This window comes from Streptomyces sp. NPDC007157 (assembly GCF_040634235.1).
Taxonomy (GTDB): domain Bacteria; phylum Actinomycetota; class Actinomycetes; order Streptomycetales; family Streptomycetaceae; genus Streptomyces.
Window position 1 is genome coordinate 491,843 of sequence record NZ_JBEYFE010000002.1, and the last position, 15,309, is coordinate 507,151.

The following is a 15,309-nucleotide window of genomic DNA, read 5'->3' on the forward strand; positions in this document are numbered from 1 at the left end:
AAGACGAGCTGATGACCGTCCCGCAGATCCTTAGCGAGCTCGGTGGAGTGTCCCGACGGACGTTCTACCGCTGGCGTGAGTTGGGGTACGGGCCGGCCGCATTCAAGCTGCCCAACGGGGAGCTCCGGGTGTGGCGGAGTGACTTCACCACGTGGCTGCGGCAGCTGGAGGCCGCCGCGTGAAGTCTCTCGACGTGAAGGTCTGGGCCGTACGAAAGCGTGATACGAAAACGCCCTCATACGGCGTCCGGTGGTCTGTTGCGGGCAACGTCTTCTCCGACTCCTTCCGTACGAAGGCACTCGCCGATCACTATCGCGCGAAGCTCATGCGGGCGATGCGCGATGGCGAGGAATTCGATGAGGCGTCCGGGCTTCCAGGGTCCATGGAACAGAAGAAGTCGGCCGTCTCCTGGTATGACTTCGCCCTCAGATACCTCGCCATGAAGTGGCCACATGCCGCCCCCAATACACGCGACGGCATCAATGAATCGCTCACTAGCGTGACCGTGGAGCTCCTCGACGAGCGGGCTGGACGGCCGTCCGACCAGGCCATCCGCAAGGCGCTTCGCAACTGGGCCTTCGTCCTGCCGGGGCCCGATGACCGAGACGTCCCGGACGATGTGCGGAACGTCCTCCACTGGGTGTCGAAGGCATCGCGGCCGCTCGCCGATCTTGCTGAACCGGCCACGGCCCGTGCGGTGCTGGACTCACTGAAACTCAAGCTCGACGGCGCGGCCGCGGCGGCCGAAACCGTGCGGCGTAAGCGGCGGACCCTTGTCAACGCTGCCAACTATGCGGTCGACCTGGGGGAGCTGCGCGAGAACCCGATCACGGCCGTCCGCTGGCAGAAGCCGAAGGTCTCCAACCAGGTCGATCCTCGCGTTGTCGCGAACCCCGAGCAGGCTCGGAATCTTCTGGCGGCCGTCTCCTACGTGGGCGGCTACCGGCGGGCCCGTGGTCGGCGCCTGGTGGGTCTTTTCGCTGCGATGTACTTCAGCGGTCTCCGGCCGGCTGAAGCGATCGGCCTCGTCGAGACGGACCTTCGCCTCCCCGAACAGGGCTGGGGATCGGCGCTGCTTCACCGGACTCGTCCATCGGTCGGCAAGCAGTGGACCGACTCGGGGGAGACCCACGACGACCGCGGTCTGAAGAACCGGCCGGTTGAGGACGTCAGGCGGGTGCCGATCCCGCCCCATCTCGTGGTCGCGCTTCGCGAGCACCTGGCCACCTTCGGTACGGCGGACGACGGACGACTCTTCTTCAGCGAGAAGGGCTCGGTCGTCCCGTCCTCGACCTACTACCGGGTTTGGCAGGAGGCCCGTCTCATCGCGCTCCCGCCGTCCGTCGCGGCCTCGCCGCTCGCGAGTCGGCCGTACGATCTGCGGCACTCGGCTTTGTCGACGTGGCTCAACGCGGGGGTCGACCCGACAGAGGTTGCCGAGCGCGCCGGCAACAGTGTCGAAGTCCTACTGACTCGCTATGCGAAGTGCCTCGACGGGCGGCAGGACGTCGCCAACCGGCGTATCGAGGACCTGTTGCGCGAATACGAGTGAGGCACCCTGCACACCCCACCGAGGCCCCGGGCAACTTGTCCGGGGCCTCTCTCGTCATGAGCCCTACCTGTTGCGACGCTTCGAACTGAGAGCGGACGAGGGGGGACTCGTGGAGTTGAAGGTCACGCGTTGGAAGCGGTACGGACATGATCGCCTGTACGCGAACCTGCCTGATGGCAGGGCGGTCGGCTGGGCAGATGTGAAGACGGGGGACATCACGGTCCTGGTGGCCGAGTATCGCGACGACGTGATCGCCATCCTGACAGACCACTTACGGAACAACCCCGAACTGGTCCAGCCGCAGAAGACACTCGGGACGCCCCAGGCTGAGGCCGAGGTTCCCCCGTCGCTGCCGCCCCTGACGGCGGCCGATGACCTGTCGGCCAACCGTCCCGGTGAGTCTCTGCTCGATAAATCCGGGCCGGGCCTGATCAAGCGGGTCGTCTCGCAACTCCTGCGGCGCCCCGCCGAATGGGACTCCTGGCGGAAGGGCCTTGCGGGGGAGCGGAGGGTGGGAGCCGAACTGAACCGGTTGGAGCGGCACGGCTGGCGTGTCCTGCATTCCATCCCCTTGGCAGACAAGGTGGATGTGGATCACCTGCTGATCGGGCCCGGTGGCGTATTCAGCATTAATACGAAGAAGCACCAAAAAAGGGCTGTGTGGGTCGGCGACGACTCAGTCAAGGTCGATCACGGAAAGCCGGCGCCCTATGCGCGCAAAAGCCGGGCTGAAGCCAAGCGGGTAGCTCGCACGCTTGAGCACTATTGCGGCTTTCCTGTACCGGTGGAACCCGTGCTCGTCTTCGTCGGTGTGACCGATTTGAACGTGGTCGCCACGCAGCTCAGCGTACGCGTGTACAGGGAGCGTGAAGTAGCGGCGCTGGCGCCGCTTTCCGGGGTGCTGACGGCCGAGCAGGTCGAGCGTGTGTACGGCGTCGCTCGCCATCGTCAGGCTTGGATCCGGGCATGAGCCGGTACGTCCCAGCGAGGTGCCGGCCTCCCTGCGTGATCTGTGGGTGACCCCTGGCTGGGCGAGATGACCTGTCAGTGCCGTCTCCTACACTCCGCTTTCGATCAAGCATGTCGAACGGAGAGGGGACACGGATGGGCGGCGACGAATGGGCCCGCACGGGCCCGTATCAGCGTGATCTGGTGGCCGCGTTCCGGCAGGCCCAGGAAGACGAGCTGGCGAGGGACAGCCGCGGCTTCGAGGGGCGGTCCGTTGAACAACTCTGGCGCGACCCGGACTGGCAGGAGTACATCTTCACCGGTGGCACGGGAACCGTGCTGGACTTCCCTCTCATGATCGAAGCCGAGGACAGCGACGACGGTCCGTTCATGCGGCCGCTCACCGATAGCGAGGTGCGCGCGTGGGCTTCTCACGGCCGGCCGACCTACGAGGAGTGGGACGCGGCTCTCGACTCCGGGCGGTTGGAGTTCCCGGGCCGCAGCCAAGGGAATTGCACAGTGCTCTACCGCGACGGTAGGCCCGTGCACATCGGGTACTGGGGCGTCACCACCGACTAGCGTGGGATCAGTAGCGCCTGGCGATGCGGCCCCCGCACCTGTTCCGGGGGTACGTCGATTTGGGGGCCTCACCTGGTGTGATGCCCCAAGATCCCGTCCACGCCTCGTCCACAGACCTCGACATACGGTCGCTCCGGGCGGCATCTGGCTGCACATACGCGAAGACCCCGGCCTCAGCGTTTCCGCTGGTGACGGGGTCTTTGGGCACCTCATAAGGGGTGCCCCCGGCAGGATTCGAACCTGCGCACACGGCTCCGGAGGCCATCAGGGGCCGTTGCGCTTTTGGGGTGCTGACCTGCGGCGGAGGTGCGGTCCTGGTCTCCGCTGATGAAGGTCATTACGCCCCTATTACGTGGGCGGCCTGTCGGGCGGCCCGTCCGGCCCGTATGGTCGAAGCATGATCTCGGGCAGCAGCGGGGGACCGGACGGCGGCGGCACGGAGTTCACGGCGGAGGGCTTGGAGTCCGTGCTCCAAGAGGCCTGCGCGACGGCCGGGCTCGACTCCCGCGGTGGCGAGCTGCTGCGGCTCGGTTCGAACGCGGTCTATCGGCTCACCTCGTTACCCGTCATCGTCCGCATCGCGCGTGATCGATCCGTCCTTGGGGACATGGACCGGGCCGTGAGTGTGGCCCGGTGGCTGGAGACGCAGAACTTCCCGGCTATGCGCGTGCCGGCATCGGTCACGCAACCGCTGGTCGTCGGCGGCCTGGTGGTGACCTTCTGGGAGAGCGTCCAAGACCGCGAGGAGTACGCGACGGTCGGCGAACTGGCCGACCTCCTTCGCCGCCTCCACTGGCTTGAGGAACCTGAATCCCTCCGCCTCCCTTACTTCGACCCGCTGGCCAAGCTGGCGGCCTCGCTGGAAGGCCTGGACGGCATCTCGGCAGAGGACCGGACGTTCCTGGACGAACGAGCGGCACGCCTCGCCAAGGACTACGACCGACTGGACTTCGTCCTTCCCTTCGGCATGATCCATGGTGACGCCAGTATCGGGAACATCCTCCGTCACCGGGACGGGCACGCGGTGCTCATCGACCTGGACGGCTTCGCTCTCGCCCCGCGCGAGTGGGACCTGATCCAGACGGCGATGTTCTACGACCGGTATGGCTGGCACACAGAGGCGGACTACGCGGAGTTCGTTCACCGGTATGGCTTCGACGTGATGAACTGGCCCGGGTACGAGACCTTGGCGGACCTGCGTGAACTGATGATGGTCGCGTGGCTCGGCCACCAGGTCACGACCAGCGACTCAGCCGCTGCGGAATTTGGTCGGCGGGTGCGGTCCCTTCGCACCGGAGAGGGGCGAGACCAATGGGGTCCGTTCTGAAGACGCGGCGATGTGTGGATCAGACAAGGACATGATCGCCCGAGGCGATCCATAGCCTGTTCTCCCTGACCTGCTCGGTGAACGTCTGCACGTCCGCACTGCTGCTGGTCACTGCGAGGTTCCGCCGGAACTCGGCAAGGTAGCTGACGCATCGCGCCGATTTGAGCTGTTCGCCCAGGTCAAGCGCATCGAGTGCCACGCGACAGGCCTCCTCGACGTCCCCGGCGCGTAGGTGGGCGTCGGCGAGAACCATGGTCGCGAAGAAGTCGCTCCGTACGTGGCTGCCACTCATGGCGTTCTCGGCGTGGGCGACGGCTTGCCGGGCGCTGTTGACGTCACGGAAGCAGTGGGCGGCTTCTGCGGCAAGCTCGGCCTCGTCGAAATAGCTGATCCACTCGGGCTCGTCGTCGTTGTTCCGGCTCTCCAGCGCCTTTGTGGCGGCACTCAGGGCGGCTTCGCAGGCCCGGATGTCTCCGGTCCGGGCAAGCGCGCGTGCCTCCATGGCGTGGAACTGGGCGCGAAGCGTGGGAGTGGCCACGGGAGAGATACCCATGAGAGCAGCACGGGCGAGCGTCGCGGCCTGCGTATACCGGCCGAGAAACGTTGCCTGATGGCTCATGGCCGACAGAATGCTTCCAGCGAGTCGGCGGTCATTGGCGTCCTGGGCCAACCGGAGAGCTTGGAGGAAGTACCTCTGTGCCAAGCCGTGCCGACAGGCGTCGTAAGACATCCAACCGGCCAGGAGAGTTGCCTCCGCGACGGTCGAGAACAGGGCCCGGCCGACCTGTTCGGTGTATTGGCCGCGCAGCAGCGGCGTCACTTCGGTACTGAGGTACTGGATGGCTGCGTGCCGCGCGTGATCGCCACCGAATCGGTCGTCTAATTCGGCGAACATGTCGGCGGTGGTCTTGATAGCACCCACGTCTCCGAGACCGACGCGCATTCCGTTCTGCCGTTGCCTGGGAACGGCAGGCTCGGGTGCCACCAACCACCGGAGCGAAGCTTCGTTCCAGGCAGGTTCGGAGGGCTCGGCCTGGAGCAGGGGCTCATACCGGTTGAGGTCGGCCCGCCACAGCTGGCCGACGGCTTCGATGGCGCCCTCGGGACTCTCCGGATAGCCGGCGTCCAGGAGCCCTGTGTCCCGCTCGCCTTCGTAGTTCAGCCCGAGTTCGGCGGCACTGAGGTCGTAGGCCTCGCACAGCAACGGACCGTAGAAGTCGTCCGGCGCGCTGTGCCCGTTCTCCCAACTGGCGATACGGCGCTTCACGCTCGCATCTGACGGGAGCTGGTGGCCACGACGCGTTGCGGCCTGGCGGAGCTCGCGTACCAATCGCGGCTGACTCCAGCCTCGAACCACACGGGCTTGCCGTAAGCGAACGCTGGTCGGCTCCATCGAAGACGTGACCGTTCCCTCCGCATTGCCCCGCTGGCGCAACTTTTGGGGCACATGACTCCTCGACCCTACGACCGAATGTACGCGCTGCTCATCGCTGAGCGCTGCAAGTAATCGGAGATCGTGAGCGATTGCAACATGACGGGGGATGACGCGTGCGCGGGTGACGCGTCGTCCCCCGTCACCTCTCGTCATCTGCCCTGGTCAGGGTGGCGACCACGAGTCTGGACACAGGGCGGCATCGGGGCCGCAACTGAGTCTGACCGAGGTGAGATGACGTGCAGAGGATGACCAGGAGGGGCATCGAATGGCTCTCCGCGGCGGCTGACGATCCGGAGGGGTGCCGCGCCACCTGGATCGATGACCCCCGTGCACCGTACATGCTGCCGACCGGCCGCTACTTCGACGTGGTGACCGTGGATCAGCGGGTCGGCATGGAGACCTTCGACCAACTGCTCCGCCGCGGCCTGCCGTTCGGCCCTACTGTCCTCGATCACAAGGCACAACGTGTGGGCTTCTTCCTGGGCTCGCGGAGCCAGGAGACTTTCCTCTACTACCTCGGACGGGAAGAAGGCACTGCACCCGCCTACCGCTACCTGAGCCGCGGCTCCGCGGTCGTCGTCCCTGGCCCCATTCCCCTGCGCGGGGACCGTTACGAGTGGCTGCGCGCCCCGGCCCGGCGGCCTATGGCCAACCCGCTCCGTCCGGTGGCCCTGGCGACCATGCTCGTCGCCTCCGCCGAACTGCTGGCTCGGGTGGACCGGTACGGCGAGCGCTACCGGGCCGCGGACACCTTCGGCCTCTCCGCGATTGAGGGGGCTTCGATCGATGGGGCAGGATGATGCCACCGACCGGCACGACGCTGCCACCTGGTCACCGTTGGACAGTGACGGTTGGTACGCCGCGCGTAACGCCACCACCGCCCTGCGGGACGCTCTGATCCGGGCGGGACTGGAGAAGGACTTCCCCTACCTTCGGGCCGAACTGAATGCCTTCGGGCACGGCCTGGTCGAACTCGGGCGCGTGTCGCCGGCCACCGCGGAGCGACTGGCGGAACTGCTACGGCTGGCGATGGCTTCGGGCTTGCAGCGGCTAGCGGAGAGCGGCGACGAGACGACCGAATCTCGTGAGGAAAGGGGCTGAACCATGACCGACCGATGGGGCGTAGTCGCCAAGCGTGCGGAAAACCTGATGCCCGGCGTCCCCTACGTCCGCGGCTGGGCACAGGCTCGACGCAGCGCCGGCGCCCTGGCTGAGCACCTGACAGCCCTGGGCATGGAGTCGGACTTCCCCGGCCTTGCGGCTGACGTGAACGTCTCGGGCGACGGCTTGGTGCGCCTCGGCAGCATCCGTCCCGAGGCAGCGCTGATGCTGGCCGAACTGATCCTGTCGGGTCTCACGGCGGAGACGGCCACCCACGCTGATGCGACGGGGAAGGGGACGATGGCTGCCCGACGAAGTCCGTCCGCCGCCTGAACACTTCAACTCCGAAACTCCGGCTGGTTGCGGTCCGAGAGCGCTCCGGCGACCGGTCGGCTTGCCCCGTACGTCCCGCTTCCCCCGGCGGATGACGTACGGGGCCACTTGCGCCGTCGTTCTGCCGCTCGGCCGGGACCGGCGCCCCAGCGCCGCAGCCCGGACGAAGCGGCAGACCGCCCCGGCCCGCGATGTGGCTGGGACGCTCGTAGCTGACCTGCATGAGAGGACATCAGCCTAGGGAGCTACGGGCACTTGGGTGCAGTCCGGGTGCCGACCTGGGCGAGCGGCCGAGGTACGGTCCCGTCGGGTCTGGCCGCTTTCGCCGTGATCCCCCGCTGTTCCCCGCTTGATCTGGTGCGCCTGTGGTGCGCCTGTGGTGCGGGAACGGTGCTGGGTCAGGAAGCCAATCCTCAGCGGGCAGCGTTACCACTTCCGCCACTTGTCCGTGATCTGGTAGCGGCCGAGTCCATGCCGGGCGGTCAGTGCGACGATGTCGACGCCGTGCTCGGTGAGCGATTGGTCGATGAACTGGCACAGTTGCTCGCGTTCGTCGGTTTCGTAGGCGCTCTCGTTGTGGGCTTCGTGCACGGCGTTCAGGGCCAGGACGACGCGCTCCACGACGCCGAAGACCTGTGCGTCGTCTGCCTCGCCCAGCCCGGGAAGCTCGCTCTCAAAGCTGTCGAGGACACCATCGGTTGACGTGAGCAGTTCTTCGGGGAACAGTCCCGCCGTGCAGGCGCACTCAGGGTCCAGGGTGCCGGCGGTAAGCTCCTCGGTTTCTTTGGCTACACAGTTGCGCCAGTTCGTCGTAGGTCTCTCAGCCATGGAGCGAACCGTATAGCGCCAGCCTGACAGTGGGGCAGAGCACCGAGCGGCCAGTACGCCAGCTTCAGCACTGGTGCACGCTTTCCAACTGTGGTGGTGGGCTCGGGACCTGTGTACAGGGCCGTTCACCCGCGTTCATGGGCGGTTGGCCATGGGAGCGGCTACCAGCTTCGGTCTCGCCTGAATGACGGTGAACGGCGCTGAATGAGACGGAAACTGAGACGGACGGACATGCCGGGCTGAGGCGTCCGGCCAGCCAGATCGCTGGTCTGGCAGCTTCCTCCGTACGAGGATGCTGCCATGCGCCATACCGAAGAAGAGGACGAGCGGCTCAGGCTGATAGGGCGCTACGTCACGCCCGGCCGACGGTACCTCAAAGTCGGTGGCGTCATTCTAGGTATGAGTGGACGCGACCGAGCCAGGTTCCTGAAGAAGCTGGGCAAGGCTGCCGGTGAGATCAGCCCTCGTGAACTGTGCACCCTGCTCGACGGAGGATGGCGCGAGCGCAAGACAGCGGCCTGGCTCATCGCTGTGGCTGGCAGGACCGAGTTCCGGGAGCGCCTTGGCGAACTCCTGCTCGCCAGCGAAGGGCCCTATGCAGGACAGGCGTACTGCGTGGCGCTGGCCACCTTCGGCACTTCTGCCGACGCAGACGCCTTGGTCGCCTATCTCGACTACTACCTTCCCCAAGCTGACCTTTACTACGACCAGCCAGCCGCCCTCGGCGCGCTCTTGCTGCTCGACGCCAAGCTCGGTGCTGACCACGCGGCCCGGTTCCTCGCCCCGAATGGCCTCTGGCAGCAGTGGATCGAGGGGCCGCCCAGCAAGGACCGCGATGCCCCCGACAGCTATCGAGAGTTCATCGGTCAGCTCTGCGCTTTCGCTGATGAAGCTGCCAAGCACTGTTCGGCACGTAGCTCGGTTTGACCGACACTGACGGTTGAGAGCATGGGTTTTTTGCTGGTCGGACAGGTGGACGCCTATGCCTGAGAGGCCGACGGTGGTCGTCGTTGGCTGCCGGCGAGCAGCCTCGGACGGCCCAGAGACGGCCCAGGCGGTCGACCGATTCAGACCTCACTCATGCGGTGCGGCTCAGGCAACGGCGACAACGGCACGTCGAGTACGCGACCCAACAGCGCTCGCGCAACGGCGTCGCGCTCCGAGTCCGGTTGGCCTGGTCTCATCGAGAGGATCACACGGTCTTGAGTGACGACGGCAGCACCCGTGAAGCTAGGGTCGGTGATCGAAGACTCGCCCAATGTGACGTCCAGCTCTGCGAGGAGCTCAGGTAAAGGGGCGTCGAGAAGGTGCTGAGGGCTCAGCGCCTTTTGGGCATAGCCGGGTTTCAGCTTTGCCGTCTGCGCTTGGTCTTGGTCGTGCCTTGTCACGGGCCTATCTCCTCAGCCGACCTTTGATGGGACGCCACAGTTCTTCCCCAGGGCCGGGCCAGAACAACACCACGCTGAACGATCTCCCCATAACAGCGAGGGCAGGAACACCAGTTCGAGGACCGCGCTGAGAACATCAGCTTGGGAAGCTAAGCGTAGATAGGGGCCACATTGGGCTGACCTGCGGCGGAGTGGTGTTGGAGTCCCGGTCGCCCCCAGGGCATGTCCCCGCTGTTCCCCGTGGTTCCCCGCAGGATCTGGCACGCCAATGGCACGGTCCTTCCACCTCGCACATCCCCTGGCGGAGCTTGACCCACGAGTGCCTGGGCCTCAGCCAACGAAAGTCAGCCACGACGGCGGGTGGGCCGACAGACTACGCACGCGTGTGTCTCGCTGCACCCCAACTGGCCTCAGCCACGCTACCGGGATTGACCTCAACTACAGCGAGCCTTCCTGGCACATCCGCGCCGGCAGAGCCGACGTTCCTGCTTGCCAGTCTTCACGCGTTCAAGACGACAGCACTCCCAGATGGATACCGGAGTGGGCCTTGGTGCGTTCCCGCAACTAGAGGGCCGGTTGTCAGTGGGCGCTGCTAGCGTCGGGACTCAAGGCGCAAGATGGGACTAGCCGGTCTTTTAGGTTAGCTTAACCTAACTTACATCTACCGGTCTAAACCATTGAGCGGGACAAGTAGTTGGCGGGGGAGATGGACAGTAACTACAAGCCCTACGATCACATAGCTAGCGCATCTCGAATTCGTGGAATTCTAAATCAAGCGGACATAAATTACAGCGAAGAAGACTCGCTTCCCGATCGAGCAAGGCTCACATACTCGAACGGCTTCTACGCTTATTGCTCCGCTCTCTTTGTTGATATTCGCGGCTCCTCGCAGCTCCCGTCAAAATATAGACGTCCAACATTGGCACGCCTGTACCGCGCATACGTGAGCGAAGTTGTAGCAATCATGAATAGCGACCCGTTCTGTCGAGAAGTAAATATTGTTGGCGATGGCGCATGGGCCGTTTATAACACTCCGAAGCAGCGAGACATTAACGATGTATTCCATATCGCCTACACCATTAACTCTATGATTCAAGTGTTGAATTATGAGCTACGGCGCCGAGGCATCGACGCTATCTCCGTAGGCCTTGGCATGTCGTATGGTCGCGCTCTCATGATCAAGGCCGGTTATAACGGGAGTGGATTGCACGATGTCGTCTACATGGGAGACGTTGTAAACCATTCCGCCAAGCTTGCTGCACACGGTAACAAGACCTACGCGGACGATCCACTGATGGTCTCCGAAGTCTTCTACGAGAATTTGACCGATAAAAACAAATCACTCCTCCATTGGAGCCGCCAACGTCAATGTTGGAGCGGAAACGTTGTAAATTCAGAAATGGAAGCCTGGTATAAAGAGAACTGTAGCTAGACACTGAATCATCTCGCGAATTTTGGAGACGCTGGTGAAGAGAGATAGATGGCTCCGCAATAAGCCTGCCGCTCCCTCATTCATATCTAATCCCGATCAGGCCTGGAAAGCCTTGTCTCTCGTGGTCGACTGGATTAAGCATGCCGAATCAAAGGCGGCGGCCACTCTCGCCTCTTCCGGAGTTGTTGCTGCGATTCTTTATAACCTGCTAAAGGACGAGAAGAAACTAAACCTGCCATCCTTGATCTGTACGGTCGCCTGTGCCTTCTTTGCAGCTACGGCTGCCCTGTGCGCAGGAATGGCGCTCCGCCCACGACTGCGTTCGCGTGAAGAACCGAAGAGTGCTCTGTACTACCACCACATCGCTCGCAAGCATGTCCGAAAACAGGGAAGCGATACGTATGTGGAGCAGCTAAAGGCACTCACAGCCGATAGTGATCTGCTCGTAGCTGAAATTGCGGCTCAGATTTGGGCCAATGCCCACGTCGCACGCGACAAATACCGCTGGGGTAATTACGGACTGACGAGCTTGCTTCTCGCCCTTCCTGCACTCACGGCCACGGCAGCAGCTCTCTACGTGAAGTAGAACGGGATAGGTAACAATGGACAGCAACCACAAAACCTATAACTACATCTCTAGCTTTTCACGCATCGACGATATCCTGGCTTTGCCATCCGGCAACTATGAAGAGGTGAACGAACTTCCCGACCGGGACAGGCTTACCTATACCAACGGCTTCTATGCTAAATGTTCTGCGGTATTCGTCGACATCCGGAAGTCGTCGAGCCTACCGGATAAATACAAGAGACCCAAGCTGGCCAAACTTTACCGGGCATACATTTCCGAGATGGTGGCCATCATGAATGGAAGTGAGCAAGCCAGAGAGATTAATATTGTGGGGGATGGCGTTTGGGCCGTCTTCAATACCCCATACAAGAGCAATATTGATGAAGTCTTCTCCGTGATTGCGCAATGCAATAGCCTGGTTAAGGTGCTCAACCATAAACTCGGGAAAGCCGGATACAGCGAACCGATTTCAGTAGGAATCGGGGCCGCCTACGGCAGAGCGCTGATGATCAAGGCTGGCTATAGCGGAAGTGGGATCTCTGATGTCGTCTACATGGGCGATGTCGTCAATAGAGCCGCCAAGCTCGCCGCTAAAGGAAGTTCAGGTTTTCTTGTACCTCCCATCATGCTCGATGGAGACTTCCAGTTCAACCTGAATGAAGAGAATAAAAAGATGACGGAGAAGAATTGGAATTACGACTGCCACACTGCCAATGTAGTTAACACGCTAATGGAGCAGTGGTACAAGGATAATTGCAAATGAGCTCTCGCATGTACGATACTCAAGAGCTCACGCCGGAGGCGACGTACCCCTTCTCTGGGCATCGGGCGACTGATTGCTCAGAGCGCGGCACGGGCGCCGGCCGGGCTGGAGCGGGGCGGAGACAGGAGCGCAGGCCCGGCCGGGGGCCGGGCCGCGCGCGGTGAGCGGAGCGAGCCGCCTTGATCACGTGAAGAAAGTCTGAGCCACCAGGGGTCCGACTACAGCCTGAACGACAGTTCCAACTCGTCGCCCGGTAGGTGGAACTCCTCCAGGGCCAAGGGCTTGTCCGCCACTGTGAGTGTCACGCGCAGGACATGGAGAAGTGGCACCCCGTTCCCGAGTCGGAGGGCCTGTGCCTGGTCCGGCAGGGGCATCCGCGTTCGGACGTACTCCGTGAAGTGGAGTTCGTGGCCCAGGTCGGAGAGGGCGGCGTAGAGCTCCGGCGCTGGCGGTGGGGCTTCTTCCTCGTACTTGGTGTCTACAAGGACCGAGAACGGCACGTACGTCCGGTGAAGTTGGCGGAGGTGGCCGTTGTCGGCCGTCTGGAGGGCGTCGTACGTGAACATCGGCTCGCCCGGCGGGATGCGGAGCAGGTCGGCGAGGGCCAACGGAGCGTCGGTGCGGATGGCTACCGGTGGCTCGGCGTCGGTCCAGCGGATGCCGTCGGCCTCGATGTAGCGGCCGTCCGAGGCTCGGCGTACGCCGCGCGGGCGGGTGAGGCCGGGGCGGCTGTGGGGGGAGCGGGCGAAGGTGCCGCGGCCCATGATGGCCTCGACGAGACCTGATGCCCTGAGCTCGGCCAGACCCTGACGGACTGTGGGGCGCGTCACGCCGAACTGTTTCGCCAACGCCTCCTCGGAGGGGAGTGGTTGGCCGGCCGGGAAGGTGCCGTGCAGGATGCCATCGCGCAGGTAGTCGGCGATTTGCCGGTACTTCGGCTGCGTGTTCTTCGGCGGCATGCGGGCCCTCCGTGGCGGTGGCTTCTGCGGCTGTCCGTCGCCGTGGACGGCTTGCCCACGATCGTGGGCAGTTTCTCGTATCGCTAGGTCGGTTGACAACCCGTACTACGGGTCGTCACTCTGGTCTGGCATCACCCGTACTACGGGTGGTCTAGCAACCCGCAGGATCGGCCTGCGGGTGCCAGAGACGAGGAGAGACGAACAGTGGCAAGCCTTCCGATCGACACCGCGAAGTTCACGGGGATCATCTGCGCCGTGCCCCCGGCTCCGCGGGTCGCCAACCGAGAGACCGGTCAGTTGCGGGTCGACCGCGAGACCGGCAAGACCATGTACCAGGTCGGCCTGTGCCTGATGGCCGGGGCGTCGGCCGACGTCGTGACCGTGAGCGTGGCCGGTGAGCCGGCCGGTGTGCAGCTCGGCATGCCGGTGGCCGTGCGGGACCTGGTCGCCACGCCTTGGGAGAACGAGGGGCGGCACGGGATCGCGTTCCGTGCGGCGGAGATCCGGCCCCTGAGCGCTCCCGCCCCGGCGGGCAAGGGGGCCGGGCAGTGATGAAACTGGCCTCCACCACCACATCGGCCGGTGCGACCGGGCCGAGTTGGGTGCTGTTGGTGGCGGCAGTGCTGGTGTCGGGCTTGCTTCTGGCGGGCCCGGCCCTGCGCCGCCGTCATCCCGTCGCCTGGTGGCTGTTACTCGGCTTCCCGGTCGCCGCCTTCCGGGTCATGCGGACCTGGCGGCCCTTGATGGCCGGGTGCGGGCTCGCCGTGAGCCGACGACCGGCGCTTACGGTCGTCTCCGGGCTCGTCGGCAACGGCGCGCCTCCGCCACAGCCGCGTGTGCCGCACCGCGGTCTCATACGGCCGACTGCCGGCGGCTTCGTGTTGCTGGTCCGGCTGTTACCAGGGCAGGTGCCCGAGGACTTCGTCAAGGCGGCGCCCGCCATGGCGGAGGACTGGCAGGTGCACGCGGTGCGGGTGACCTCATGGAAGCCGGGGGTCGTAAGGGTCGTCGCGTCGGCGTCCGATCCGTTGGCCGCTCCGCGGGTGCCGAAGCAGCGGGGCCCTGGCCATCTGCTCCGGGTGGCCGTGGGCGTGCTGGAGACCGGGGCCTCGTGGGTGGTCGACCTGCGGCGCGTGCCGCACTGGCTGATCGTGGGGGCCACCCGTTCCGGCAAGTCGACACTGATCAACGCGCTCGTGGCGGGTCTCGCCCCGCAGCATGTCGCCTTGGTCGGGATCGACTGCAAGGGTGGCATGGAGCTGTCCCTCTACGAGCCGCGGTTGTCCGCCCTCGCGACCAACCGTGAACAAGCGGTCAGGCTGCTGGCCGCGCTCGTTGATCTGACCCTCGACCGCATGAGCGTGTGCCGGGCGGCACGGGTGCGAAACGTCTGGGGTCTGCCGGACAAGGAACGTCCCGTACCCGTTGTCGTGATCGTTGACGAGATCGCGGAGCTGTTCCTCGTCGCGAGCCGCAGCGAGAAGGACGAAGCGCAGGCGGCCGGTACGGCACTCATCCGGCTCGCTCAGCTCGGTGCGGCACTGGGGGTGTTCCTCGTCGTCGCCGGCCAACGCGTCGGCTCCGACCTGGGGCCCGGGGTCACCGCCCTGCGAGCGCAGCTCGGGGGCCGGGTCTGTCACCGCGTGGCCGACCCCGGAACAGCCGAAATGGCGCTTGGCGACCTCAACCCCGATGCGCTGAAGGCGGCGCAGGCCATCACACCGGAACAGGCCGGTACTGCCGTCCTCGCTTCCGGCGACGGCTGGGAACGGGCCCGCTCGCACCTGATCACCGAGGCGGAGGCGGAAGCCGTTGCCGCCGAGTACGCGCACCTGACTCCTGTCCTGTCCGAGCTGCACGTCGAAGCGCCGTGAAAGGGGCCTGCCGTGCTGGTGTCCATGTCTGCCGTTCTCCTGCTGGGCCTGCTGATCTGGTTCCTGCTGCGCATCCGGTACCTGCGGTGGGCCGACGCGCTGCTCTGCGGAGCCTTCGGCTTCCTGCTCTCCAAGACCGTGGCCGCGCCGTTCGCTCAGGCGTTCCTCGACGGCGTGAACGGCTTCCTCGGTCAACTCCGCTTCTGAAAGCACCTGTTGGGA

General features: G+C 64.7%; 19 protein-coding genes. 15 read left to right on the forward strand and 4 right to left on the reverse strand.

All coding sequences use genetic code 11. The features are described 5' to 3' along the window. Positions 1-11 precede the first annotated feature (11 nt). From ABZ642_RS05180 to ABZ642_RS05200, 5 genes are all read left to right on the forward strand, one after another. Positions 12-182, forward strand: a complete 171-nt coding sequence (locus ABZ642_RS05180) for a helix-turn-helix domain-containing protein (protein WP_190172842.1) — start codon at positions 12-14, stop codon at positions 180-182. After that, positions 179-1,552 carry a site-specific integrase gene (locus ABZ642_RS05185; RefSeq protein ID WP_360477273.1) on the forward strand — a complete coding sequence of 458 codons (1,374 nt, stop codon included), beginning with the start codon at positions 179-181 and terminating at the stop codon, positions 1,550-1,552. Before ABZ642_RS05180 ends, ABZ642_RS05185 begins: the two co-directional genes overlap by 4 nt. A gap of 109 nt (positions 1,553-1,661) precedes the next feature. Further along, the gene (locus tag ABZ642_RS05190) at positions 1,662-2,522 is read left to right on the forward strand and encodes a nuclease-related domain-containing protein (protein ID WP_360477276.1); all 861 of its coding nucleotides are present in this window, start codon (positions 1,662-1,664) and stop codon (positions 2,520-2,522) included. Positions 2,523-2,656: 134 nt separating this feature from the next. Continuing rightward, positions 2,657-3,079, forward strand: a complete 423-nt coding sequence (locus tag ABZ642_RS05195; RefSeq protein WP_360477279.1) for a hypothetical protein — start codon at positions 2,657-2,659, stop codon at positions 3,077-3,079. Positions 3,080-3,476: 397 nt separating this feature from the next. Continuing rightward, positions 3,477-4,406 carry an aminoglycoside phosphotransferase family protein gene (locus tag ABZ642_RS05200; RefSeq protein WP_360477282.1) on the forward strand — a complete coding sequence of 310 codons (930 nt, stop codon included), beginning with the start codon at positions 3,477-3,479 and terminating at the stop codon, positions 4,404-4,406. A 19-nt stretch (positions 4,407-4,425) separates the two neighbouring features. Here the strand turns inward: ABZ642_RS05200 and ABZ642_RS05205 are convergent, their stop codons facing one another. Next, positions 4,426-5,673 (reverse strand): hypothetical protein, encoded by a 1,248-nt coding sequence (locus ABZ642_RS05205; protein ID WP_360477285.1) that lies wholly within the window; start codon positions 5,671-5,673, stop codon positions 4,426-4,428. A gap of 404 nt (positions 5,674-6,077) precedes the next feature. Between ABZ642_RS05205 and ABZ642_RS05210 the strand changes: the two genes are divergently transcribed. Genes ABZ642_RS05210 through ABZ642_RS05220 form a run of 3 tightly spaced genes read left to right on the forward strand, consistent with a single transcriptional unit; the run spans position 6,078 to position 7,275 of the window. Beyond that, the gene (locus tag ABZ642_RS05210) at positions 6,078-6,641 is read left to right on the forward strand and encodes a bifunctional DNA primase/polymerase (RefSeq protein ID WP_360477288.1); all 564 of its coding nucleotides are present in this window, start codon (positions 6,078-6,080) and stop codon (positions 6,639-6,641) included. Further along, on the forward strand, positions 6,628-6,942 hold the full coding sequence (locus ABZ642_RS05215; RefSeq protein ID WP_360477291.1) for a hypothetical protein: 315 nt from the start codon (positions 6,628-6,630) through the stop codon (positions 6,940-6,942). The genes ABZ642_RS05210 and ABZ642_RS05215 overlap by 14 nt, the downstream gene beginning before the upstream one ends. Before the next feature lie 3 nt (positions 6,943-6,945). Beyond that, a complete protein-coding gene (locus ABZ642_RS05220) occupies positions 6,946-7,275 on the forward strand; it encodes a hypothetical protein (protein ID WP_360477294.1) in 330 nt (109 codons plus the stop codon). 426 nt (positions 7,276-7,701) lie between these two features. On the opposite strand, the gene ABZ642_RS05225 is transcribed toward ABZ642_RS05220, so the two are convergent. Continuing rightward, positions 7,702-8,103 (reverse strand): hypothetical protein, encoded by a 402-nt coding sequence (locus tag ABZ642_RS05225; protein WP_360477297.1) that lies wholly within the window; start codon positions 8,101-8,103, stop codon positions 7,702-7,704. Positions 8,104-8,403: 300 nt separating this feature from the next. Between ABZ642_RS05225 and ABZ642_RS05230 the strand changes: the two genes are divergently transcribed. Continuing rightward, the gene (locus ABZ642_RS05230; protein ID WP_360477300.1) at positions 8,404-9,030 is read left to right on the forward strand and encodes a DUF6000 family protein; all 627 of its coding nucleotides are present in this window, start codon (positions 8,404-8,406) and stop codon (positions 9,028-9,030) included. A 140-nt stretch (positions 9,031-9,170) separates the two neighbouring features. On the opposite strand, the gene ABZ642_RS05235 is transcribed toward ABZ642_RS05230, so the two are convergent. After that, on the reverse strand, positions 9,171-9,491 hold the full coding sequence (locus ABZ642_RS05235) for a hypothetical protein (protein ID WP_360477303.1): 321 nt from the start codon (positions 9,489-9,491) through the stop codon (positions 9,171-9,173). 706 nt (positions 9,492-10,197) lie between these two features. On the opposite strand from ABZ642_RS05235, the gene ABZ642_RS05240 reads away from it, so the two are divergent. From ABZ642_RS05240 to ABZ642_RS05250, 3 genes are all read left to right on the forward strand, one after another. After that, on the forward strand, positions 10,198-10,923 hold the full coding sequence (locus ABZ642_RS05240; protein ID WP_360477305.1) for an adenylate/guanylate cyclase domain-containing protein: 726 nt from the start codon (positions 10,198-10,200) through the stop codon (positions 10,921-10,923). A 121-nt stretch (positions 10,924-11,044) separates the two neighbouring features. Next, positions 11,045-11,509, forward strand: a complete 465-nt coding sequence (locus ABZ642_RS05245) for a Pycsar system effector family protein (RefSeq protein WP_360477308.1) — start codon at positions 11,045-11,047, stop codon at positions 11,507-11,509. Positions 11,510-11,525: 16 nt separating this feature from the next. Beyond that, positions 11,526-12,254, forward strand: a complete 729-nt coding sequence (locus ABZ642_RS05250; RefSeq protein ID WP_360477311.1) for an adenylate/guanylate cyclase domain-containing protein — start codon at positions 11,526-11,528, stop codon at positions 12,252-12,254. A gap of 218 nt (positions 12,255-12,472) precedes the next feature. Here the strand turns inward: ABZ642_RS05250 and ABZ642_RS05255 are convergent, their stop codons facing one another. Continuing rightward, a complete protein-coding gene (locus ABZ642_RS05255) occupies positions 12,473-13,213 on the reverse strand; it encodes a GntR family transcriptional regulator (protein WP_360477314.1) in 741 nt (246 codons plus the stop codon). A gap of 204 nt (positions 13,214-13,417) precedes the next feature. On the opposite strand from ABZ642_RS05255, the gene ABZ642_RS05260 reads away from it, so the two are divergent. The 3 genes from ABZ642_RS05260 to ABZ642_RS05270 are packed head-to-tail and all read left to right on the forward strand — an operon-like array spanning position 13,418 to position 15,294. Continuing rightward, positions 13,418-13,765: a hypothetical protein gene (locus ABZ642_RS05260; RefSeq protein ID WP_360477317.1), complete on the forward strand. Its 348-nt coding sequence runs from the start codon at positions 13,418-13,420 to the stop codon at positions 13,763-13,765. Continuing rightward, positions 13,765-15,087 (forward strand): FtsK/SpoIIIE domain-containing protein, encoded by a 1,323-nt coding sequence (locus ABZ642_RS05265; RefSeq protein ID WP_360477320.1) that lies wholly within the window; start codon positions 13,765-13,767, stop codon positions 15,085-15,087. Before ABZ642_RS05260 ends, ABZ642_RS05265 begins: the two co-directional genes overlap by 1 nt. A gap of 12 nt (positions 15,088-15,099) precedes the next feature. Beyond that, entirely contained in the window at positions 15,100-15,294 is a 195-nt protein-coding gene (locus tag ABZ642_RS05270) for a hypothetical protein (RefSeq protein WP_108014878.1), read from the forward strand. Positions 15,295-15,309 lie beyond the last annotated feature (15 nt).

What these genes read in the sequence shown, in the direction of transcription:
- ABZ642_RS05180 (WP_190172842.1), top strand. Translation starts at nt 12, where the DNA reads ATGACCGTCCCGCAGATCCTTAGCGAGCTCGGTGGAGTGTCCCGACGG.
- ABZ642_RS05195 (WP_360477279.1), top strand. Translation starts at nt 2,657, where the DNA reads ATGGGCGGCGACGAATGGGCCCGCACGGGCCCGTATCAGCGTGATCTG.
- ABZ642_RS05200 (WP_360477282.1), top strand. Translation starts at nt 3,477, where the DNA reads ATGATCTCGGGCAGCAGCGGGGGACCGGACGGCGGCGGCACGGAGTTC.
- ABZ642_RS05215 (WP_360477291.1), top strand. Translation starts at nt 6,628, where the DNA reads ATGGGGCAGGATGATGCCACCGACCGGCACGACGCTGCCACCTGGTCA.
- ABZ642_RS05220 (WP_360477294.1), top strand. Translation starts at nt 6,946, where the DNA reads ATGACCGACCGATGGGGCGTAGTCGCCAAGCGTGCGGAAAACCTGATG.
- ABZ642_RS05225 (WP_360477297.1), bottom strand. Translation starts at nt 8,103, where the DNA reads ATGGCTGAGAGACCTACGACGAACTGGCGCAACTGTGTAGCCAAAGAA.
- ABZ642_RS05230 (WP_360477300.1), top strand. Translation starts at nt 8,404, where the DNA reads ATGCGCCATACCGAAGAAGAGGACGAGCGGCTCAGGCTGATAGGGCGC.
- ABZ642_RS05240 (WP_360477305.1), top strand. Translation starts at nt 10,198, where the DNA reads ATGGACAGTAACTACAAGCCCTACGATCACATAGCTAGCGCATCTCGA.
- ABZ642_RS05250 (WP_360477311.1), top strand. Translation starts at nt 11,526, where the DNA reads ATGGACAGCAACCACAAAACCTATAACTACATCTCTAGCTTTTCACGC.
- ABZ642_RS05255 (WP_360477314.1), bottom strand. Translation starts at nt 13,213, where the DNA reads ATGCCGCCGAAGAACACGCAGCCGAAGTACCGGCAAATCGCCGACTAC.
- ABZ642_RS05265 (WP_360477320.1), top strand. Translation starts at nt 13,765, where the DNA reads ATGAAACTGGCCTCCACCACCACATCGGCCGGTGCGACCGGGCCGAGT.